General features: G+C 72.7%; 18 protein-coding genes. 8 read left to right on the top strand and 10 right to left on the bottom strand.

Going from position 1 to position 21,891, the window contains the following annotated elements:
- The first annotated feature begins 195 nt into the window (after positions 1–195).
- Positions 196–645, top strand: a complete 450-nt coding sequence (locus tag ACFYPJ_RS15795) for an ATP-binding protein (RefSeq protein ID WP_389016314.1) — start codon at positions 196–198, stop codon at positions 643–645.
- Positions 646–687: 42 nt separating this feature from the next.
- On the opposite strand, the gene argF is transcribed toward ACFYPJ_RS15795, so the two are convergent.
- From argF to ACFYPJ_RS15770, 5 genes are all read right to left on the bottom strand, one after another.
- Complete coding sequence (gene argF / locus ACFYPJ_RS15790) at positions 688–1,695, bottom strand: ornithine carbamoyltransferase (RefSeq protein WP_389016311.1); 1,008 nt, start codon at positions 1,693–1,695, stop codon at positions 688–690.
- 106 nt (positions 1,696–1,801) lie between these two features.
- Entirely contained in the window at positions 1,802–3,025 is a 1,224-nt protein-coding gene (locus ACFYPJ_RS15785) for an arginine deiminase (RefSeq protein WP_389016308.1), read from the bottom strand.
- Positions 3,026–3,211: 186 nt separating this feature from the next.
- Positions 3,212–5,803, bottom strand: a complete 2,592-nt coding sequence (locus ACFYPJ_RS15780; RefSeq protein WP_389016305.1) for a polynucleotide kinase-phosphatase — start codon at positions 5,801–5,803, stop codon at positions 3,212–3,214.
- Positions 5,800–7,434: a 3' terminal RNA ribose 2'-O-methyltransferase Hen1 gene (locus tag ACFYPJ_RS15775; protein WP_389016302.1), complete on the bottom strand. Its 1,635-nt coding sequence runs from the start codon at positions 7,432–7,434 to the stop codon at positions 5,800–5,802. Before ACFYPJ_RS15775 ends, ACFYPJ_RS15780 begins: the two co-directional genes overlap by 4 nt.
- 197 nt (positions 7,435–7,631) lie before the next feature.
- The gene (locus ACFYPJ_RS15770; RefSeq protein WP_389016299.1) at positions 7,632–8,555 is read right to left on the bottom strand and encodes an LLM class F420-dependent oxidoreductase; all 924 of its coding nucleotides are present in this window, start codon (positions 8,553–8,555) and stop codon (positions 7,632–7,634) included.
- Between the two features lie 180 nt (positions 8,556–8,735).
- On the opposite strand from ACFYPJ_RS15770, the gene ACFYPJ_RS15765 reads away from it, so the two are divergent.
- Positions 8,736–8,909, top strand: coding sequence for a hypothetical protein (locus ACFYPJ_RS15765; RefSeq protein ID WP_389016296.1), 174 nt, complete (start codon positions 8,736–8,738; stop codon positions 8,907–8,909).
- Positions 8,910–8,941: 32 nt separating this feature from the next.
- On the opposite strand, the gene ACFYPJ_RS15760 is transcribed toward ACFYPJ_RS15765, so the two are convergent.
- The 4 genes from ACFYPJ_RS15760 to ACFYPJ_RS15745 form a co-directional block, all read right to left on the bottom strand.
- Positions 8,942–9,412: a DUF6099 family protein gene (locus ACFYPJ_RS15760; protein WP_389016293.1), complete on the bottom strand. Its 471-nt coding sequence runs from the start codon at positions 9,410–9,412 to the stop codon at positions 8,942–8,944.
- Between the two features lie 338 nt (positions 9,413–9,750).
- Positions 9,751–10,134 (bottom strand): nucleotide pyrophosphohydrolase, encoded by a 384-nt coding sequence (locus ACFYPJ_RS15755; protein WP_389016290.1) that lies wholly within the window; start codon positions 10,132–10,134, stop codon positions 9,751–9,753.
- Positions 10,131–11,501, bottom strand: coding sequence for an AAA family ATPase (locus ACFYPJ_RS15750; protein WP_389016287.1), 1,371 nt, complete (start codon positions 11,499–11,501; stop codon positions 10,131–10,133). Before ACFYPJ_RS15750 ends, ACFYPJ_RS15755 begins: the two co-directional genes overlap by 4 nt.
- A 75-nt stretch (positions 11,502–11,576) precedes the next feature.
- The gene (locus ACFYPJ_RS15745; RefSeq protein WP_389016284.1) at positions 11,577–11,996 is read right to left on the bottom strand and encodes a cell division protein SepF; all 420 of its coding nucleotides are present in this window, start codon (positions 11,994–11,996) and stop codon (positions 11,577–11,579) included.
- A gap of 220 nt (positions 11,997–12,216) precedes the next feature.
- On the opposite strand from ACFYPJ_RS15745, the gene ACFYPJ_RS15740 reads away from it, so the two are divergent.
- From ACFYPJ_RS15740 to meaB, 4 genes are all read left to right on the top strand, one after another.
- Entirely contained in the window at positions 12,217–13,944 is a 1,728-nt protein-coding gene (locus ACFYPJ_RS15740; RefSeq protein ID WP_389016780.1) for a hypothetical protein, read from the top strand.
- 512 nt (positions 13,945–14,456) lie between these two features.
- Entirely contained in the window at positions 14,457–16,265 is a 1,809-nt protein-coding gene (locus ACFYPJ_RS15735; protein WP_389016281.1) for a methylmalonyl-CoA mutase family protein, read from the top strand.
- Positions 16,265–18,439: a methylmalonyl-CoA mutase gene (gene scpA, locus ACFYPJ_RS15730; RefSeq protein WP_389016279.1), complete on the top strand. Its 2,175-nt coding sequence runs from the start codon at positions 16,265–16,267 to the stop codon at positions 18,437–18,439. The genes ACFYPJ_RS15735 and scpA overlap by 1 nt, the downstream gene beginning before the upstream one ends.
- A 6-nt stretch (positions 18,440–18,445) precedes the next feature.
- Positions 18,446–19,435 carry a methylmalonyl Co-A mutase-associated GTPase MeaB gene (gene meaB, locus ACFYPJ_RS15725; RefSeq protein WP_389016276.1) on the top strand — a complete coding sequence of 330 codons (990 nt, stop codon included), beginning with the start codon at positions 18,446–18,448 and terminating at the stop codon, positions 19,433–19,435.
- A 37-nt stretch (positions 19,436–19,472) separates the two neighbouring features.
- Here meaB and ACFYPJ_RS15720 read toward each other — a convergent pair whose 3' ends face one another.
- Positions 19,473–19,910, bottom strand: coding sequence for a hypothetical protein (locus tag ACFYPJ_RS15720; RefSeq protein WP_389016273.1), 438 nt, complete (start codon positions 19,908–19,910; stop codon positions 19,473–19,475).
- Between the two features lie 146 nt (positions 19,911–20,056).
- Between ACFYPJ_RS15720 and ACFYPJ_RS15715 the strand changes: the two genes are divergently transcribed.
- Both ACFYPJ_RS15715 and ACFYPJ_RS15710 read left to right on the top strand, forming a co-directional pair.
- On the top strand, positions 20,057–20,527 hold the full coding sequence (locus ACFYPJ_RS15715) for a cation:proton antiporter regulatory subunit (protein WP_376523362.1): 471 nt from the start codon (positions 20,057–20,059) through the stop codon (positions 20,525–20,527).
- Positions 20,528–20,533: 6 nt separating this feature from the next.
- Complete coding sequence (locus ACFYPJ_RS15710; RefSeq protein WP_389016270.1) at positions 20,534–21,889, top strand: cation:proton antiporter; 1,356 nt, start codon at positions 20,534–20,536, stop codon at positions 21,887–21,889.
- The last annotated feature ends 2 nt before the right edge of the window (positions 21,890–21,891 follow it).

Genomic DNA, 21,891 nt, shown 5'->3' with positions numbered 1-21,891 from the left:
AAAGGGCGAAATCGGCCACGTCGGTCACAACTCGTCAATAGCGCGGTAACAACGTGGCCGAAGGTGCGAGGGAGGCCGCCGGCCCGGGTATGCCGCCCCGTACCGGGGCCCGACGGCCCCGAGCGGTACCCGTCCGAAGTCTCGCCGGACGGGCCCCGTACCCTCTCTACGGTTGAAAGCAGGACTTCCTGCTCCATGAACGGAACCACCGTGCACGAACGCCCCCCGACATCGGCCTCTTGGCGCATCGCGCTGCCGCACACCACCGCGGCGGTGCCGGTGGCCCGCGCCCTGGTGCGAACGGCACTGACGGCACCGGAGCACGCGGCCGACCGCGACACCGCGGAACTGCTCACGGCGGAGCTGGTCGCCAACGCGGTGGAGCACACCGCCGGACGGGGACCGATCGAACTGGTGGTGGACGTGCGGCCGACCGGCTGCCAGGTGGAGGTGCACGACCCTGATCCGGCACCGCCCGGCGACCTCACCCACCCGAGCACCGAGGAGCCCGACGTCTGGCAGGAGGGCGGACGCGGCCTGCTGCTGATCCGGGCCCTCAGCTCGTCCTGCGGACACCGGCCCACCGAGTCGGGCAAGGCGGTGTGGTTCCGGCTCCCCGCACCCCGTCAGCCCCGCCCGTTCTGACCCCGGCTCAGGGCCGTCCGGGGCAGGGCCGCACGGCGCGGCTCAGGCCAGGGTCGCGACCAGGACCGCCTTGATGGTGTGCATCCGGTTCTCCGCCTCGTCGAAGACGACGGAGTGCTCGGACTCGAAGACCTCGTCGGTGACCTCCAGCTCGGTCAGCCCGTGCCGCTCGTGGATCTCCAGCCCGACATCGGTGCCGAGGTCGTGGAAGGCCGGCAGGCAGTGCAGGAACTTCACCCCCGGGTTGCCGGTGGCGCGCAGCACGTCCATGGTCACGGCGTACGGGCCGAGCAGCGCTATGCGTTCGTCCCAGACCTCCTTGGGCTCGCCCATCGACACCCATACGTCGGTGGCGACGAAGTCGGCGCCGCGCACACCCTGTTCCACGTCCTCGGTGAGCGTGATCCGGGCGCCGGAGGCCCCGGCCAGCTGCCGGGCCAGGTCGACGATCGTCTCGTCCGGCCACAGCAGCCGGGGCGCGACGATCCGGACGTCCATGCCGAGCAGGGCGCCGGTGACCAGGTAGGAGTTGCCCATGTTGTAGCGGGCGTCCCCGAGGTAGGCGAAGGCGATCCCGGTCAGCGGCTTGTCGCTGTGCTCGGTCATGGTGAGCACGTCGGCGAGCATCTGGGTGGGGTGCCACTCGTCGGTGAGGCCGTTGTAGACGGGCACTCCGGCGTACGCGGCGAGTTCCTCGACGACGCCCTGGCCGTGGCCGCGGTACTCGATGGCGTCGTACATCCGGCCGAGCACCCGGGCGGTGTCCTTGACGGACTCCTTGTGTCCGATCTGCGAGCCGGCCGGGTCCAGGTAGGTGGTGTGCGCCCCCTGGTCGGCCGCCGCGACCTCGAACGCGCAGCGCGTGCGTGTCGAGGTCTTCTCGAAGACCAGCGCGATGTTCTTGCCGCTCAGGTGCCGCGTCTCGGTCCCGGCCTTCTTGGCCGCCTTCAGTTCGGCGGCCAGCTCGATCAGGCCGCGGAACTCCTCCTCGGTGAAGTCCAGCTCCTTGAGGAAGTGGCGGCCGGCGAGGGCGGTCGGGACTGTCGCCATGGGGGGCGCTCCAGGGATCGCGAGAACGGGGACGCTACGGAAGACCGTGGAAGTCTATACGATGGGCAGCATTTCTATACAGCACCTGGGTGCCCCCTTCCGGCCGTCACACGGCGGCCCGTTCCACCGGGCAGCTCATGCAACGCGGCCCGCCCCGGCCGCGGCCCAGCTCGCTGCCCGGGATCTCGATCACCTCGATGCCCTGTTTGCGCAGATGTGTGTTGGTGGTCGAGTTCCGCTCGTAGGCGACGACGACACCGGGTTCGACGGCGAGGACGTTGCAGCCGTCGTCCCACTGCTCGCGCTCGGCCGCGTGCACGTCCTGGGTGGCGGTCAGCACCCGGATCTCGCTGAGGCCGAGGGCCGCGGCGATCGCCCGGTGCATGTGCTCCGGCGGATGGTCGGTGACCTTGAGTTCCCGGTCGGCGGCGCCCGGTTCGATGGTGTACGAGCGGAGCATGCCGAGCCCGGCGTACTGGGTGAAGACGTCGCCGTCGACCATCGTCATCACGGTGTCGAGGTGCATCAGGGCACGCCGCTTGGGCATGTCCAGCGCCACGATGGTCCGGGCCGACCCGGCGGCGAAGAGTTTGTGCGCGAGCATTTCCACGGCCTGCGGGGTGGTGCGCTCGCTCATCCCGATGAGGACGGCGCCGTTGCCGATGACCAGGACGTCGCCGCCCTCGATGGTGGACGGGTAGTCGGCCTGCCCCTCGGACCAGATGTGGAATCCCTCGCCCTTGAAGAGGGGGTGGTGCCGGTAGATCGCCTCGAAGTGCACGGTCTCCCGTTGCCGCGCCGGCCAGCGCATGGCGTTGATGGAGACGCCGTCGTAGATCCAGGCGGAGGTGTCGCGGGTGAAGATGTGATTGGGCAGCGGGTCGAGCAGGAACTCGTCGAGGTCCATCACATGGAAGCGGACGGAGGCGGGCTCCGCGTGCGCGTCCAGGAACTCCCGCTTGGTCATGCCGCCGACCAGCGCCTCGGCCAGGTCGCGCGCGGGCAGGGTCTCGAAGGCGGCCCGCAGATGGTCGGTGGCGAGCGGACCGTACTCCTTCTCGTCGAAGACCCGGTCCAGGACGAGGGCCCTGGCCTGCGGGATCTCCAGGGTTTCGGTGAGCAGGTCGCCGAAGAGGTGAACGGTGACCCCGCGGTCGCGCAGCACGTCGGCGAACCCGTCGTGCTCGGCACGCGCCCGACGCACCCACAGCACGTCGTCGAAGAGGAGGGCGTCCTTGTTGCTGGGGGTGAGCCTTTTCAGCTCCAGATCAGGCCGGTGCAGGATGACGCGGCGCAACCGCCCGGCCTCGGAGTCGACGTGGAATCCCATGCCTCCATCCTCGCCGCAGCTGACCGGGTTCATCCTCGGCCCCACCCCTTTCCGAGGATAAATCGACCGGGCCGGGCAGGCGGGCCGGACCTGCCGGGCACCCCGCACGGGCCGCCGGGCCACGGTCACCGGGCAGCGTCCCGCCCCGCCCCGCGTCGAACCACGGGGCAGGGCTCGTGACGCAGCTCACAGCCGAGGGTCGACGGGCTCCGACTCCAGGGCCAGCACCGCGAACACCGCCTCGTGCACCCGCCACAGCGGCTCCGACTCCGCCAGCCGGTCCAGGGCCTCCAGACCGAGCGCGTACTCGCGCAGCGCCAGCGACCGCTTGTGGTTCAGGAACCGCTGCCGCAGCCGGGCGAGGTTGTCCGGGCGGGTGTACTCGGGACCGTAGATGATCCGCAGGTACTCGCGGCCCCGGCACTTGATGCCGGGCTGGACCAGCCGGCCCTGCGGGTCGCGGGCCAGCGCGGTCAGCGGCTTGACGACCATGCCCTCACCGCCCCGCCCGGTCAGCTCCAGCCACCACTGGACACCGGCCTGAACCGACTCCGGGTCCCCGGTGTCGACGTACAGCCGTCGCGTGGTCTGCAGCAGCCCGCTCTCGTCGTGCTCGACGAGCCGGTCGATCAGGGCGAGCTGCTCGTCGTGCGGCACCCCGGCCAGGCTGCGCCCGCTCACGGCGAGCAACTGGAACGGGGCCAGCCGCACCCCGGCCAGGCCCTCGGTGGGCCAGCAGTAGCGCCGGTAGGCGTCCGTGAACGCGGCGGCGTCGGCGGACCGTTCGCGCTGGCGGGCGAGGAGCCCGGCCACGTCGACCCCGCGCGCCGCCGCGCCCTCCACCGCTGTCAGCGCGTCCGGGAAGACCGCCCCGGCCGCGGCGCCCACGGCCGCGTACTGGCTGCGCAGCAGCCCGGACGCCTTCAGCGACCACGGCATCAGCTCCGCGTCCAGCAGCAGCCAGTCGGTGTCCAGCTCGTCCCACAGCCCGGCCGCGCCGGCCGCCGACCGCAGCCGCCCGAGGATCTCCTCGGTCACGGCCTCGTCGTCGAAGAACGGCCGCCCGGTGCGGGTGTACAGCGCCCCGGTCACCCGGTCCGCCCCGAACCGCCCGCGGGCCGCCGCCGCGTCCCGGCACACCAGGGCCACGGCCCGCGAGCCCATGTGCTTCTCCTCGCACACGACCCGCGCGACACCGTCCTCGGCGTACTGCGCGAAGGCCTCGGCCGGGTGCTCCAGATAGCCGTCGACCCGGCTCGTGGCCGTCGGCGCCATGGTCGGCGGGAGGTATGGCAGCAGCCGCGGGTCGATCGCGAACCGGCTCATGACCTCCAGCGCCGCCGCGGCGTTCGCCTCGCGCACCGCGACACGGCCCGCGTGCCGGGTCTCGACGACCCGGCGGCCGAGCACGTCGCCGAGGCCGAGCGGCCGTCCCTCCCGGCTGCCGGGCGCCTCGCCGTGCAGCGGTTTCACCGGCTCGTACCACACCCGCTCGGCCGGTACGCCGACGAGTTCGCGCTCCGGCCAGCGCAGCGCGGTCAGCCTGCCGCCGAAGACGGCGCCGGTGTCCAGGCAGATCGTGTTGTTCAGCCAGGCGGCCTCGGGGACCGGTGTGTGCCCGTAGACCACGGCCGCCCGGCCCCGGTAGTCCTCCGCCCACGGGTAGCGCACCGGCAGGCCGAACTCGTCGGTCTCGCCGGTGGTGTCGCCGTACAGCGCGTGCGAGCGCACCCGCCCCGACGTGCGCCCGTGGTACTTCTCGGGCAGTCCCGCGTGGCAGACGACGAGCCGGCCGCCGTCCAGCACGTAGTGGCTGACGAGTCCGTCGATGAACTCCCGCACCTGCTCCCTGAACTCCTCGCTCTCCTTCTCCATCTGCTCGACGGTCTCGGCGAGCCCGTGGGTGGGCTGGACCTTGCGGCCCTTGAGGTAGCGGCCGTACTTGTTCTCGTGGTTGCCGGGCACGCACAGGGCGTGGCCCGCGGCGGTCATCGCCATCACCCGGCGCAGCACACCGGGGCTGTCCGGCCCGCGGTCGACCAGGTCGCCGACGAAGACGGCCGTGCGGCCGTCCGGGTGCGCCCCGTCCACGTACCCCAACTCGGCCAGCAGTGCTTCGAGTTCGGCCGAGCAGCCGTGCACGTCGCCGATGATGTCGAACGGGCCGGTGAGGTGGGTGAGGTCGTTGAACCGCTTCTCCGTGACGACGCTCGCCTGCTCGATCTCGTCCGTCCCGCGCAGGACGTGCACCTTGCGGAAGCCCTCGCGCTCCAGATGCCGCAGGGAGCGGCGGAGTTCGCGGGTGTGCCGGCGGACCACCCGGCGCGGCATGTCGGCCCGGTCGGGGCGGACGGCGTTGCGTTCGGCGCACACCTCCTCGGGCACGTCGAGCACGATGGCGATCGGCAGTACGTCGTAGGTCCTGGCCAGCTCGATCAGCTGCCGTCTGCTGTCCTCCTGCACGCTGGTGGCGTCGACGACGGTGCGGCGGCCGGCGGCCAGCCGCTTCCCGGCGATGTAGTGCAGGACGTCGAAGGCGTCCCGGGTGGCGCTCTGGTCGTTCTCGTCGTCGCTGACCAGGCCGCGGCAGAAGTCCGAGGAGATGATCTCGGTGGGCTTGAAGTGCCGGCGGGCGAAGGCCGACTTGCCGGAGCCGGAGGCGCCGACCAGCACCACGAGGGAGAGATCGGTGACGGGCAGCACCCGCCCCGCGCGCGGTGTCCGTGCCTGCGCCGGTGCTGTGTCCGGCTCCTGTGCCTGTCCCGGTATCGCGGTCATGCGGCCTTCGCCTCGTTCTTCTCGTCAGTGGTTCCGAGGCCGAACACGGCCATCTGCGTGGGCGGCCCCACCTCGGGGTCGTCGGGTCCGACGGGCACGAACTCCACGTCGTACCCGTGCCGTTCGGCCACCGTCCGGGCCCAGGTCCGAAATTCCTCCCGCGTCCACTCGAACCGGTGGTCGCGGTGGCGCAGCCGTCCGGCCGGCAGGGTCTCCCAGCGGACGTTGTACTCGGCGTTCGGGGTCGTCACCAGGACGGTGCGCGGGCGGGCGGCGCCGAACACCGCGTACTCCAGGGCGGGCAGCCGCGGTGGGTCGATGTGCTCGACGACCTCGCAGAGCACGGCGGCGTCGTAGCCCCGCAACCGGTTGTCGGTGTAGGCGAGCGAGCCCTGCACCAGCTTGACGCGCGCGGCCTGCCGCTCGCCCATGCGGTCCAGCCTGAGCCGCCGGGCGGCGATGGTGAGCGCCCGCACGGACACGTCGACGCCGACGATCTCGGTGAACGCGGGGTCCTTCAGGAGGGTCTGCACCAACTGCCCCTGGCCGCAGCCGAGGTCGAGTACCCGGCCGGCGCCGGCCCGCTTGAGCGCGTCGACGAGCGCGTCACGACGACGCACGGCGAGCGGCGTCGGCTTCTCCTCGGCCCCGGTACCGGTACCGGCCTGGTTCGCGGCACCGGTACCGGCTCCGGTCTGAGTCTCGGCCTCGATCCCGGTGGCGGCCTCGGCCCCCTTCTCGCCCTCGCCTGCGCGCCCGTTCTCCCCCTCGCTCCCCTTCTCGTTCTCGGCCTCGTCCGCGTTGTCGTCCTCGACGGCGTTGTCGATCTCCTCGGCCTCGCTGTCGTCGGTCTCGGCGAGCCGCACCAGTTCCAGCCGCTCGCTCGCCTGCCGGGTCAGGGACCAGCGGCGGGAGAGATACCTGCTGGTGATGAGCCGCTGCTCGGGGTGATCGGCCAGCCAGCCCTCGCCGACCCGCAGCAGCTTGTCGACCTCGTCGGGCGCCACCCAGTAGTGCTTGGCGTCGTCGAGGACCGGCAGCAGTACGTACAGGTGCCGCAGTGCCTGCGCGAGGGTGAGCCGCTCCGACTCCAGGACGAGCCGCACGTAACGCGAGTCGCCCCACTCGGGGAACTCGGCGTCCAGCGGTACGGATTCGGACGTCACCGTCCAGCCGAGCGGCTCGAACAGGTCCCGGACCAGGTCGGGACCGCTGCGCGCGCCACCGCGGGCGGGCAGCGCGGGCACCTCGACGCGCAGCGGCAGCGGCTCGGCGGCCCGCTCCGGCCGGGCGTTGCAGACGCCCCGCATGGCGCTGGAGAAGACGTTGCCCAGCGCAACAGCGAGCAGCGAAGAGGCCGCGTACGGGCGGTCGTTGACGTACTGCGCGAGCGCCGCGTCCGGTGCTCCCCCGCGGCCCTTTCCCCTTCCGCGCCGCACCAGCGCCACCGTATCCACCTCAAGCAGCAGCGCCGCCGTGCAGCGCAGGACGTTGGCCTCGGGGTAGAGGACGTGTGCGGTGCCGCAGGAGGTGGAGAACGCCTGAGCCCGGTCGGGATGCTTGTGCAGCAGATACCCGAGATCGGTGGCCGGACGCTCCGGGGTGCCGGTGGTGGTAAGGGTCAGAAACATGCCCCGAGTCTCGCTGCCGACGCCCCTCGACGACCAGCGGTTTTCCCGGGGCCCGGGCGGCCGTCCGGGGCCGGGGCCGCCGCTCCCGTCCGGGCCACGGACGGAGACCGTCCCGGTCCGGCAGGGGCCGGCCGGAGGAACCGGAGCGGCGGGGCCCGGCTCGGGACGGCAGGGGCCGGGCGCGGCGGGGCCGGGTGTTACGACAGCTGGGGCTGGACCTGGGAGGAGATCAGTTCCAGGTGGTCCAGGTCGGAGAGGTCGAGGACCTGGAGGTAGATCCGCTCGGAGCCGGCCTCCGCGTACCTGCCGATCTTCTCGACGACCTCGGCCGGGGAGCCCGCCAGACCGTTGGTCTTCAGGTCGTCGACGTCACGGCCGATCGCGGCGGCCCGCCGGGCGACCTCCTGGTCGTCGCTGCCGACGCAGACGACGAGGGCGTTGGAGTAGGTGATCCCGTCCGCGGGCCGGCCCAGAGCCTCGGCCGCCGCACGGACCCGGCCGAACTGCCGCTCGGTGTCCTCGACCGAGGCGAACGGGATGTTGAACTCGTCGGCGTACCGCGCGGCCAGCTGCGGCGTGCGGGTGGCGCCGTGACCGCCGATCAGCACCGGGATCCTCGCCTGGGCGGGCTTGGGCAGCGCGGGCGAGCCGGTCAGGTCGTAGTGGGTGCCGTGGAAGTCGAAGGTGTCACCGATCTTGGTCTGCCACAGGCCGGTGACGATGGCCAGTTGTTCTTCCAGGCGGCCGAACTTCTCCTTCGGGAAGGGGATGCCGTACGCCTTGTGCTCCTCCTCGAACCAGCCCGCGCCCAGGCCGAGTTCGACCCGGCCGCCGGACATCTGGTCGACCTGGGCGACCTGGATGGCGAGCACGCCGGGCAGCCGGAAGGTGCCCGCGGTCATCAGCGTGCCGAGCCGGATGCGCTTGGTCTCACGGGCCAGGCCGGCGAGGGTGATCCAGGCGTCGGTGGGGCCGGGCAGGCCGTCCACGTTGCCCATGGAAAGGTAATGGTCCGAGCGGAAGAAGGCGTCGAAGCCGAGGTCTTCCGTGGCCTTCGCGACGGCGAGCAGGGTGTCATAGGTCGCCCCTTGCTGGGGCTCGGTGAAGATGCGCAGGTCCATGCACCCATCCTGCACGCCACGTGCCTCTTCGACCCCACCGGCACCCCCTGTCGCGGCCGTCCCCGGTCGGGTGAAATCACGTCAACCGCGCGCGGGACGCCGCCAGAGCAGTGACCGGCTTCCCGCCTTGGTCGTTGGCCGGGCGGAGCCGGACCGTCCGGCGCCCGCGAGGAGGCCGTCGTGTCCGAGGATTCCGTGCCGCTCCCGGCGGGTGCCGGGCAGCCGAAGGGTTTGCTGGAGAAGATGGAGGAGTTGATGGCCGCGCTGAACGCGGATCTGTCCGCTCTGGACGCGGATCTGCAGTCGGCCGGGGGTCCGGGGCACGGTCCCGTCGACGGGAGCGACGCCGCCTGAGGCCGGGCTGCCGGAAGCCTGACCGGGTGGGGCTATCCCACCTCCGTCTCCGGCATCGCCGCCTCCTCTCTGGCGGCCAGCTTGCGCAGCATCTCCCGCACCCGGTCACGGGACTCGTCCGCCGCGTCGATCGCCTCCATGCACTGCCAGTACGTCGTCTCGTCGGCGGCGCTGGACATGCCGATCAGGGCGATACCGACCTCGGCGAGCAGGCCGCCCAGGCAGAGCAGGGTGTGGCGGGCGTCGTCCAGTTCGGTGAGCTGGGCCGCGCGCAGGTCCGCGGTGTCGAGGTCCGGCGCCGCCAGGACACCGCAGCCCCGGCCGGCCAGTTCGGTCAGGCCCAGCGCCTCGCCCCGCAACTCCGGTGGCCCGGAGACCGCCAGACGGCTGCCGATCGCCTGGGCCAGGGCCTGGGCCTGCCACACCTCGGTCAGGGTCCCCGGCGCGTCCCCGCTCGCGGCGAGGGCGCGTCTGCTCGTCACGATGAGCCGCACCGCATCCATGCGCTGCCCCGTCCCTCCGACGTGCTCTCCACACGTCCGACCTGACTCCACTGTTCACTACCCAGAGTGAAGGTCCGTGGGACGAAAAGCCAGAGGAAGACGGAAATCTGCGGACAACAATTCGGATTCGACAGGAATTTTGACTACGGAGAGTGAAAGTGGAGCGTGAAATTTCGTGGCTCCGCCCCGCGCATGGCGCGTGCCGCCCCGCGCCGCGCCGCCCCCGACACCCCGCAACGGACCACCACGCGCCCTCTCCGACGCCCCCACCTGCGTCGTTCTCCGCAGTGCCCCGCCCTGCGCACCGCACCGCGCGCTCCTCTGCGCCTGCGGCGGTGTCATCCCCCGGCCGAATCCCCGGCGCCCTCCCCCGTGGTGCCCTCCCCCGCGGCGGCATCCGGCGCCGGGAACCGCCGTTCGTTGCGGTCGATCTTCGCGGCCAGTGCGGACAGCGGGTCGACGCCCAGCACCTCGCACAACTGGAGCAGATAGGCGAGGACATCGGCGATCTCGTCCTCGACCCGGTGCGCCGAGTCCGGCTCCTCCATGACGCGGGCCGACTCCTCGGGCGTCAACCACTGGAAGATCTCGACCAGTTCGGACGCCTCCACGCTGAGGGCGGTCGCCAGGTTCTTCGGGGTGTGGTAGGGCTGCCAGTTCCGGGCGGCCGCGAAGTCGGCCAGTCGGCGCTGCAGTTTCGGCACGTCCAGGTGTTCCGTCACGGGTCCAGGTCTACCACTGTGACTCCGGCCGCCCCGACGGCCCATGAGGCGTCGGCGACCGCCCCGACGAACCGGATGTGCCCGAGTGCGCACATCCGCGCCGCGAGCCGCAGCAGTCCGCTGCGCTGGCGGGGGTCCAGGGCGCGGTCGAAGCCGTCGGCGAGGACGGTCAGGCCCCGCAGGGCGTCGGGCACCTCCCCGGGCGCGTCGACGTCGAGCACGCCCGGCCCGGTGAGCAGTACCAGGGCCAGGGCGAGGTAACGCAGTTCGCCGTCGCCGAGCCGGCCGCCGTCGGTGCGGATGCCGTCACCCCGGTCGAGCACCGGGCGTACGGTGCCGTCGCCCAGCGGTTCGGCGAGCACGTCGGCCACCGGACCGCGGCACCCGTCGCGCACCGCGGCGACGAGTTGCGCGTACCGGCGTCCGCACTCCGACCTGGTGCGCCACAGGACGTCCGCGAGATTGTCGCAGCCGGGCAGCAGCCGTCCGGGGCCGATGCGGACCGGCGCCCGCATCCGGTCGGGCCGCGGATCGCAGGCGAAGACGGAACGCAGGGCGAGCACGGCCTGCTCGGCGGCGGCGAGCACCCGGCGCTGCCCGTCCGTCTTGCCGGCCACCCGCAGCGGCAGGAGCGCGGTGCCGAGCCGGTCGTCCGGGAGCGGGGCGCGGGTCACCGGCGCCGACCCCGCCGTGTGCCAGGCGGCCTGTACGGTACGCCGGCCCGGATCGCGCAGGGCGGTCTCCAGGAGGGCCCGGCCGCCCGCTGTCAACCGCTCGCCCACGATGCGCAGTTCCGGCTCGGCCTGTACGGCGACGTCGAGCCGGACCGGGCCCTCGGGGCCGTCCGCCGTACAGCCGATGCGGAAACCGCGGCGCCGCTGGGCGTCGGGCCTGGCCCGCTCGGGCACACAGGCGGCGGGGTCCGGGAAGACCTCGGCGAGCGGGGCGCCGGCGGCGAGCCGGGCCAGCGCCTCGTACGCCCGCAGCGCGGTCGTCTTGCCGGACCCGCTGGGCCCCGCGAAGAGGGTGACCGGGCCCAGCGGGAGCGCGGTCCGGCGGTGCCCGGCGAAGGCGGACAGCCGTAACTCGGTCAGGCCCGGCCGCACCGCCCCCGCTGCCCCCTGGGGCCGGTCCGTCGCGCTCGACCGGCCAGACGCGCTCGGTCGGCGCAGGTCCGTCCCGGCAGGCAGGTCCGGCCGACCAGGCGGGTCCGGCCGGTTCCGGGAGGCCGACGGCATCGGCGGTGACGGTGGGGCCGAGCGCGCCGCCGGTACGAACGCCGCCGGTGGAACCGACGGCGGCAGCCGGTCGGCGGCGGGGTTCGCGAGGGGCGGGACGGGCGCGGCGGACGCGTGAGGCTCGGCCATGTCGGGACCGTAGGGCCACGGCGCCGAGGCGAACCGTTCCGCCCTCGGCACTTTCCTACGATCGGGGGACCGTCCTCAGCCGCCGGACGCCCCTGCCTGGTCCATCAGTTCGCTGACCTCTATGCCGGGCGGTGTGAGCAGGAACACATTGCGGTCGACGCGGTGCATTCCGCTGGCCAGGCCGAAGACCACGCCCGTGCTGAAGTCGAGCACACGCTTGGCCACATCGGTCTCGGCTCCGGTGAGGTCGAGCAGCACGGGAATGCCGGTCATCAGGGTCTCGGCGACCTCGCGGGCGTCCGCGAACACATTGACCCGCAGGACCACGAGCCGGCGCCGGGCCTCGGTCACGGCCTCCGGCAGCGCACGGTGGCCCACCGAGGACGGCCAGGCGTCCCGGCCCCGCAACGGCACGACCTGGGCGAGCCCCTCCCACTGTTCGTCGGTGGCGTCGTAACGGTTCACCGGCTCCCCCCGATCTGACTCGCTCTCCATGCCTTCACCGGCCAATTCTTACGCCAAGTCACCCGTTCGGCCCAACAGCGACACGATGGGCCACCGCTACGACCGCCCACTCCCCGGTGGATTCTCTGAGCACTTGTCCGAATACGCCCGCTTCTTACCGCCCTCACACCGGACTCTTCTCCTTCTGCGACGCCCCGCTCACCGGCCGCTATTACGTTGCCGAGTCGTGCACTTGGCAGATACACAGCTGGTGGCACCCCGGTGGCGGACACGGTCGGTGGTGTCCGCCACCCGGGGAAATCCCGGCTCCCCCGCGCAGTGGCATCGCGTTCTCACGGTCCTGGCCGATGTGAGCCTCTTCATCGGCACCCGGTCGGTCTGGACCCAGGCGGCCACGCACCACCTGGTCCTCGCGGCCGTCATCTCCCTGTGCTACGCCGCCATCCTGGTCACCGGCGTGCTGGCCCTGACGGTCCGCCGGGCCGGCTCGCTGGCCCGGCTCGATCTGGTGGTGCTGGTGACGGCGGTGATGCTGGTCCTGTGCAACTGGGCGATGAACCACGGCGGCGGCGACGAGGGGGCCCTCACCGCCCAGGCCGCCCGGGAACTCGCGGCCGGACACACCGTCTACGGCCGGCCCTGGCCCTGGCTGTTCCACGGCAAGGGCGTGGCCCTCACCCCGACGACGAACGGCGGCTACGACCTGACGTACGGCTATCCGCCGCTCGCCCCGATGCTGACCGCGGCGCTGCTGTGGCTCGGTCACGGCGCCGCGCCCGCCACCGCGGTGACCACCGGCGCGCTGCTCGTCGGCACGGTCGTGCTGTGGCGGATGCTGCCCGCGCCCTGGCGGCCGGCGGTCACCATGGCCTGCCTGGGCTTCGGCTTCCTGCCGACGTACGCACGGCTCGGCTACCCGGCGATCATCGGCCTGGCCCTGCTGATGCCGGTGGTGGTGTGCTGGCCGCGGACCGGGCTCGACGGCCGGCTGGGCGCCGCGGGGATCGCCCGGGCCGTCTGCCTGGGGGCGGCCTGCGCGGCGCAGCAACTGCCGTGGTTCGTGGCGCCGTTCCTGCTGGCCGGCGTCTACGCCGTACGCCGTGGTGAGCTGGGCGGCCGGGCGGCCGGGCTGGTGGTGCTGCGGCTGGTCGGGATCGCGGTCACCACCTGGCTGCTGATCAACACCTATTTCGTCGTGCAGGAACCGGGACCGTGGCTGGACGGGGTCGCGCTGCCGCTCACCCAGGGCGCGGTGCTGCACGGCCAGGGCCTGGACGACATCTCGCTGTACTTCACCGACGGCAGCGGCCGGCTCGACTGGTACGGGCACGCGAGCATGTTCCTGGCGGCCGGTCTGTTCGCGCTGTTCGTGCTGTTCGTGCGGCGGCTGGGCCCGGCGGCGACGGTGCTGCCCTGGTGCGCCTTCTATCTGGCGACCCGTTCCCAGGACGGCTACTACCTGCTGATGACGCCGCTGTGGCTGGTGGGCGCGATCACCGCTCCGGCGGCGGAGTTCGAGCACGCCTGGCAGCCGCGGCCCGGGCCGCTGGCCGGGGTGCGCCGCCGGCCGGCCCTGGCCGCCGTGAGCGCGCTGCTCGTCCTCCCGGCGCTGGTGAGCGCGGTCCTGGCGGTGACCGGCTCGCCGCCGCTGCGGATGCGGGTCACCGCGGTGCGGCACGCTTCGGCAGGCGTCGTCTCGGCGCTCACCCTGCGGGTGACGAACACCGCGGGCGACGCACTCACCCCGCACTTCACGCTCACCCAGGGCCAGGGCATGAACAAGTACTGGTCCCTGGTGCGGGGTCCGGCGACGCTGCCCGCGCACAGCACGGCGACCGTGGAGCTACGGCCGCCGGACGGCGGCTACGGGCTCCCCAAGACGAAGGCCCGGGTGCGGCTGCGCGCGTTCACGGCCACGCCGCAGACACTGTCGAGTCAGGACGTCCACCTGCGAGAGGTCCCCGGAGGCACCGGCTGACGGCCGGGGCGGTGTTACCGTCGGCAGGGCCCTGCCGACGCGGGATCTTCCGGGCGGCACGGTCTGCCGGGCGACGCGGTCTCCCGGCAGAAACGGCTCGCGGTCGGCGACCGGCCGTGCGGCACCGAGTCGCGGCCCGCGCGGTCCCGGCGCAGTCTCGCAATCTGAACGACTCAGCTCGCTCTCGCGGCCCGAACGGTCTCGGCGCGCTCTCGCCGCCGACGCGGGCCGCCGCGCGGGTGAACCATGAGGTGTACGGCGGTCGCGGTCGTCGGGTGTCCGGCCGCCGGGTGTCCGGCCGCCGGGTGTCCGGCCGCCGGGCCGTCCGCCCCAAGCGGCCCGGCGGGCCCGCAGCAGCCCCTGCCGAGCCCCGACTTGCCGCGGAGAAACCCCTGAGGAGCCCCTGAAGGACCCTGGGCCGCCTCGAAGAGGCGCAGTTCACCATCTCGGCGAGGGCAACGTCACAGCGCGTGCTCTGCTGTCCGGTGAGCGGGCTGCCCTAGCATCCGACCATGACGGTCCTGCCTGACGACGGGCTCTCACTGGCCGCCGAGTTCCCTGACCCGACGCACGAGCAGTGGCAACGCCTGGTCGCGGGCGTGCTGCGCAAGTCGGGCAAGGAAGTCTCGGGCGCCGCAGCTGAGGACGCTCTGTCCACGACGCTTCAGGACGGGCTGCGCACCCGTCCTCTCTACACCGCGCGCGACACCGCGCCCGAACCCGGCCTGCCCGGCTTCGCCCCCTTCGTCCGTGGCAGCCGCCCGCAGGGCAACACCATGGGCGGCTGGGACGTACGGCAGCGGCACGCGGCGCTCGCCGACGGCGCGGTCCTCACCGACCTGGAGAACGGCGCGACCTCGCTCTGGCTGCTCGTGGGGGCGGACGGGATCCCGGTGCCTCAGCTGCGCCGTGCGCTCGACGGCGTCCTCCTCGACCTGGCCCCGGTGGTCCTGGACGCGGGCCAGGACACGCCGGCCGCCGCGCAGGAGCTGTTCGGGCTGTACGCGGAGCGGGACGTCGCACCGGAGGCGGCGCACGGCAACCTCGGCGCGGACCCGCTCGGGCACGAGGCCCGCACCGGCGAACGGCAGGACTTCGCCCCGGTCGCGGCGCTCGCCGAACGCTGCGCCGCCGGGTATCCGGCGCTGCGGGCGCTGACCGTGGACGCGCTGCCGTACCACGAGGCCGGCGGCAGCGCCGGGCAGGAACTCGGTGCCTCCCTCGCCACCGGCGTCGCCTACCTGCGCGAGCTGACCGAGGCCGGGCTGACGGTCGAGCAGGGCTGTGCGCAGCTGGAGTTCCGCTACGCGGCCACCGCCGACCAGTTCCTGACCGTCGCCAAGCTGCGCGCGGCACGCCGGCTGTGGGCGCGGGTCGCCGAAGTGTGCGGGGCGCCCGACGCGGGCGCGCAGGTCCAGCACGCCGTGACCTCGCCGGTGATGGCGACCCGCCGCGACCCCTGGGTGAACATGCTGCGGGCGACGGTGGCGACGCTGGCCGCCGGGGTCGGCGGCGCCGACGCGGTGACGGTGCTGCCGTTCGATCACGCGCTGGGCCTGCCGGACGCGTTCGCCCGCCGCATCGCCCGCAACACGTCCACGATCCTGCTGGAGGAGTCGCACCTCGCCCGGGTGATCGACCCGGCGGGCGGCTCCTGGTACGTGGAACGGCTCACCGACGAACTCGCCCACGCGGGCTGGGAGTTCTTCCGGTCGATCGAGCGGGGCGGCGGCCAGGCGGCGGTGCTGCGCTCGGGCCGGCTCCGCGACGACCTGGCGCGGACCTGGCAGCAGCGCTCGGCGCGGCTCGCCACCCGGCGCGAACCCGTCACCGGGGTCAGCGAGTTCCCGTTCCTGGCCGAGCAGCCCCTGACCCGCGAGCCCGCTCCGACGCCGCGCTCCGGCGGGCTGCCCCGGGTCCGCCGCGACGAGGCGTTCGAGGCGCTGCGCGCCCGTTCCGACGCCCACCTCGCGGCGACCGGCGCCCGGCCGCGGATCTTCCTGGCCACGCTCGGCCCGGCCGCCGCGCACAGCGCACGCGCCACGTTCGCCGCCAACCTCTTCCAGGCGGGCGGCGTCGAACCGGTCACCGAGGGCCGCTTCGCGGACAGCGGCGCGGCGGAGGCCGTGCTGTGCTCAAGCGACGCGCTCTACGCCGAGCAGGCCGGACAGGCCGCGGCGGACCTGCGGGCGGCCGGCGCCCGGCATGTGGCCCTGGCGGGCCGCCCGGCCGGCCATCCGGGCGTCGACTCGTACGTCTTCGCGGGCTGCGACGCCGTAGCCGTGCTGTCCGCGACCCTCGACCGCATGGGAGTGGCCTGATGGGAATCCCCGACTTCTCCGGCATCGAACTGGGCACCCCGCACCCGGCGGGCACCGCCGCGGACTGGGGTACGGCCGTGCGGTGGGCGACCGGCGGCGAGGTCCCGGTGTGGGAGACGCCCGAGGGCATCGGCGTCAGACCGCTGTACACCGGCCGTGACCTGGAGGGCCTGGACTTCCTGGACACCTACCCGGGCATCGCGCCGTATCTGCGCGGCCCGTACCCGACGATGTACGTCAACCAGCCCTGGACGATCCGCCAGTACGCGGGCTTCTCCACCGCCGAGGAGTCCAACGCGTTCTACCGGCGCAATCTGGCGGCCGGTCAGAAGGGCCTGTCGGTCGCCTTCGATCTTCCGACCCACCGCGGCTACGACAGCGACCACCCGCGGGTGACCGGTGACGTCGGCATGGCGGGCGTGGCCATCGACTCGATCTACGACATGCGGCAGCTGTTCGACGGCATCCCGCTGGACCGGATGACGGTGTCGATGACGATGAACGGCGCCGTGCTGCCGGTGCTCGCGCTGTACATCGTGGCGGCCGAGGAACAGGGCGTGCCGCCCGAGAAGCTGGCCGGGACCATCCAGAACGACATCCTCAAGGAGTTCATGGTCCGCAACACGTACATCTATCCGCCGAAGCCGTCGATGCGGATCATCTCCGACATCTTCGCGTACACCTCGCAGCGGATGCCCCGCTACAACTCCATCTCGATCTCCGGCTACCACATCCAGGAGGCGGGCGCCACGGCCGACCTGGAGCTGGCGTACACGCTCGCGGACGGCGTGGAGTACATCCGGGCCGGGCGGGAGGCGGGCCTGGACGTGGACGCGTTCGCGCCCCGGCTGTCCTTCTTCTGGGGGATCGGCATGAACTTCTTCATGGAGATCGCCAAGCTGCGCGCCGCGCGTCTGCTGTGGGCCAGGCTGGTCGCGCAGTTCGACCCGGAGAACGCCAAGTCGCTGTCGCTGCGCACGCATTCGCAGACGTCCGGCTGGTCGCTGACCGCGCAGGACGTGTTCAACAACGTGACCCGCACCTGCGTGGAGGCGATGGCGGCCACTCAGGGTCACACCCAGTCCCTGCACACCAACGCCCTCGACGAGGCGCTGGCGCTGCCCACCGACTTCTCGGCGCGGATCGCCCGCAACACCCAGCTGCTCGTCCAGCAGGAGTCCGGCACCACCCGGGTCATCGACCCGTGGGGCGGCAGCGCCTACGTCGAGCGGCTGACGTACGACCTCGCCCACCGGGCCTGGCAGCACATCGAGGAGGTCGAGCGGGCGGGTGGCATGGCGCAGGCCATCGACGCCGGCATTCCGAAGCTGCGGGTGGAGGAGGCCGCGGCCCGCACCCAGGCCCGGATCGACTCCGGCCGCCAGCCGGTGATCGGTGTGAACAAGTACCGGGTCGAGTCCGACGAGCAGATCGAGGTCCTGAAGGTCGACAACTCCGCCGTGCGCGCCCAGCAGGTCGAGAAGCTGCGCAGGCTGCGCCAGGAGCGGGACGAGACGGCCTGCCGGGACGCGCTGGACGCGCTCACCCGGGCCGCGGACGGCGACGGCAATCTGCTGGAGCTGGCCGTGCACGCGGCCCGCGCGAAGGCCACCGTCGGCGAGATCTCCGACGCCCTGGAGAAGGTCTACGGCCGGCACGCGGGCCAGATCCGTACGATCTCCGGCGTGTACCGCAACGAGACCGGCGCGTCCCCGTCCGTGGACCGCACCCGCGCCCTGGTGGACGCCTTCGAGGAGGCCGAGGGGCGCCGGCCGCGCATCCTGGTCGCCAAGATGGGCCAGGACGGACACGACCGCGGCCAGAAGGTGATCGCCACCGCCTTCGCCGACCTCGGCTTCGACGTCGACGTCGGCCCGCTGTTCCAGACCCCCGCGGAGGTGGCCCGCCAGGCGGTCGAGGCGGACGTGCACGCGGTCGGGGTGTCCTCACTGGCCGCCGGTCACCTCACCCTCGTACCGGCGCTGCGCGAACAGCTGGCCGCGGAGGGGCGGGAGGACATCATGATCGTGGTCGGCGGGGTGATCCCGCCGCAGGACGTGCCGACCCTGCTGGAGATGGGCGCCACGGCCGTCTTCCCGCCGGGGACGGTGATCCCGGACGCGGCGTACGACCTGGTGCGGCGGCTTGCGGCCGACCTCGGCCACGATCTGTAGGGCACCATGGCTGCGATCGATCTCGACACGTATGTGAAGGGTGTGCTCGACGGGAAGCGGGCCGTCGTGGCCCGGGCCATCACGCTCGTCGAATCCACCCGGCCGCAGCACCGGGCGCTGGCACAGGAGTTGCTCACCGAGTTGCTCCCGCACAGCGGCCGGGCCCGGCGGATCGGGGTGAGCGGGGTGCCGGGCGTCGGCAAGTCGACGTTCATCGACGCGTTCGGCACGTCGCTGACCTCCCTGGGGCACCGGGTCGCGGTGCTCGCCATCGACCCGTCCTCGACCCGTACCGGCGGTTCCATCCTGGGTGACAAGACCCGGATGGAGCGGCTGGCGGTGGATCCGGCGGCGTTCGTACGGCCCTCGCCCAGCGCGGGCACGCTGGGCGGGGTGGCGAAGGCGACCCGCGAGTCGATCGTGGTGATGGAGGCGGCGGGCTACGATGTGGTCCTCGTGGAGACGGTGGGCGTCGGCCAGTCGGAGACCGCGGTGGCCGACATGGTCGACTCCTTCCTGCTGCTCACCCTGGCCCGCACCGGCGACCAGTTGCAGGGCATCAAGAAGGGCGTCCTGGAACTGGCCGACGTGATCGCCGTGAACAAGGCGGACGGCCCGCACGAGCGCGACGCCCGGGCGGCGGCGCGGGAACTGGCGGGCGCGCTGCGGCTGATGCACGGCAGGGACGCGTTCTGGACGCCGCCCGTGCTCAGTTGCAGCGCCCGTGAGTCGTCCGGGCTGGACACGGTGTGGGAGCGGCTCGAACAGCACCGGGTGCTGCTGGAGTCCACCGGGCGGCTCACCGCCAAGCGGCGCGACCAGCAGGTCGGCTGGACCTGGTCCATGGTCCGCGACGAACTCCTCGGCCGTCTGCACGCCGACCCGTCCGTCCGTGCCGCGGCCCCCGGCCTGGAGCAGCGGGTCAGGGACGGCTCGCTGACGGCGACCCTGGCGGCGGAGGAAATCCTGAAGGCGTTCGGCGATCCCCCGTCCTGACGGCGCCCCGCAAGGGGTGCGGGTGGCGGCGCCGTCCTCAGCGGCCGCCGTCGGTGTACCGGGGCGGCAGGGGGCCGGGCACGCCGGTCAGCCGTCGGTAGGCGGCGCGGGCGTTCACCAGGCGGGCGAGCACCGTGCCGACGAGCGTGGCGCCGAACAGACAGGACAGCCAGAACGCGTCACGGGAAGCGGCCCAGGTGAGGGTCCCCTCCGGAGGTATCCCGAAGCCGTTGAGGAGCAGCCAGCACAGCAGGGCCGTACCGGGCGCCGCCGTGAAGCGGGCGCACAGCCCCAGCAGGGCGGCGAGCAGGGACAGCACGGTCAGCGCGAGCGTGGGCCGGTAGGGGCCCACGACATGGTTGAGGAGGGTCACCAGCACCAACGCCCCGCCGAAGGCGCCGGCCCACACGAACGGCGTCGCGACGGGCTGGGGCACCGGTCGGGCCCCTGAGCGGAATGACACCCACTCGATCATGCTGAACGTTCCTTCCGGTCCGGCCGGGCGCCGACGGGGTGCTACCGGGCTCCGTCGGCGGTTCCGGGGTGCTGGTTAGAGTGTCACCAACCCTTTTGTAAAGGAACAGTCAAACAAGACAGGGGATCACTGTGGGCGCCGCACGCATGAGTAGGACTCCGTTGCCGGGGATCGGGGTGCGCTACGACCTGACGACACGGGAGCAACGCCGCCTTTCGGTGGTGGCCCACCGGGACGGCTCCCGCACGCTCAGCGCGTACCGCGCGGACGACCCGGACGCCTGCGCGCTGTCGGTGCGGCTGGCCGCCGGAGAGGCGGACGCGCTCATCGACGCGCTGATGCCCAAGCATCACAGTCCGAGCTTGCTGTCGACGACCGAACTGGGTCTGGTGGCCGAGCGGGTCGAGTTGTCGGCCACGTCACACTGGAACGGGCGGCTGCTGGGCGAGACCAGGATGCGCACGGAGACCGGCGTCTCGATCGTGGCCGTGATGCGGCGGGCCGAGGCGATACCCTCCCCCGGCCCGGATTTCCGGCTGGCCGGCGGCGACACCCTGATCGTGATCGGTACCCATGAGGGCGTGGACGCAGCAGCCGAGATCCTCGGCCGGGAGTGACCGCCTGTGCACTCCTATGCAACCTTTCTGATCGAGTTCGGCGCGGTCCTGCTGGGCCTCGGACTGCTGGGCCGTTTCGCCGGGCGGCTGCGGTTCTCGCCGATTCCCCTCTATCTGCTGGCCGGACTGGCCTTCGGCGAGGGCGGGCTGCTGCCGCTGGACGCCAGTGAGGAGTTCGTCGCCACCGGTGCCGAGATCGGCGTGATCCTGCTGCTGCTCATGCTCGGCCTGGAGTACACGGCGAGCGATCTGGTCTCCAACCTCAAGACCCAGTACCCGGCCGGCCTCGTGGACGCGGCGCTGAACGCGCTGCCCGGCGCGGCGATGGCGCTGCTGCTGGGCTGGGGCCCGGTCGCCGCGGTGGTGCTCGCCGGGGTCACCTGGATCTCCTCCTCCGGAGTGATCGCCAAGGTCCTCGGCGACCTGGGGCGGCTCGGCAACCGGGAGACCCCGGTGATCCTGAGCATCCTGGTCCTCGAAGACCTCTCCATGGCGGTCTACCTGCCGATCCTCACCGCCCTGCTCGCCGGCACCGGGCTGGCGGCGGGCAGTGTCACGCTGGCCATCGCCCTCGGGGTCGCCGGTCTGGTGCTGCTCCTCGCGCTGCGCTACGGCCGGCACATCTCCCGCTTCGTCTCCAGCGACGACCCGGAGAAGCTGCTGCTGGTGGTGCTGGGTCTGACGCTGCTGGTGGCCGGACTCGCCCAGCAACTCCAGGTCTCCGCCGCGGTCGGCGCGTTCCTGGTCGGGATCGCCCTGTCCGGCGAGGTCGCCGAGGGCGCGCACAATCTCCTGGCGCCGTTGCGGGACCTGTTCGCGGCGGTGTTCTTCGTGTTCTTCGGTCTGCATACCGATCCCGCGGAGATCCCGCCGGTCCTCCTGCCCGCCCTCGCGCTGGCCGTGGTGACGTCCCTCACGAAGATAGCCACGGGGTACTGGGCCGCACGCCGCGCCGGGATCTCCGTGAAGGGCCGCTGGCGGGCCGGCGGCACCCTCGTCGCCCGCGGCGAGTTCTCCATCGTCATCGCCGGACTCGCCGTGACCTCCGGGATCGAGCCCTCGCTCGGCCCGCTCGCCACGGCCTACGTGCTGCTCCTGGTCATCCTCGGACCGCTCACCGCCCGCTGGACCGAACCCGCGGTCCAGGGCCTCGTACGGCGGTTCGGCAAACCGGCGCCCGCGGCTTCCGGCGAGGCACCGGCCGAGGACACGGCGGGTGCACCGGCAAAGGACACGGCAGTGGCGTCGGCAAAGGACACGGCGGTGGCGTCGGCCGACGCCACGGCGGCGGAATCGACTGAGGACACGGTGCCGGCGCCGCGGGACGCCGCGGAGGATCAGGACGCGTTCGGCCGGCCATGAGC

Source organism: Streptomyces sp. NPDC006012, assembly GCF_042871185.1.
Lineage (GTDB): Bacteria > Actinomycetota > Actinomycetes > Streptomycetales > Streptomycetaceae > Streptomyces.
The sequence above is the reverse complement of the archived record's forward strand: the minus strand, read 5'-3'. Positions and strand labels throughout refer to the sequence as shown.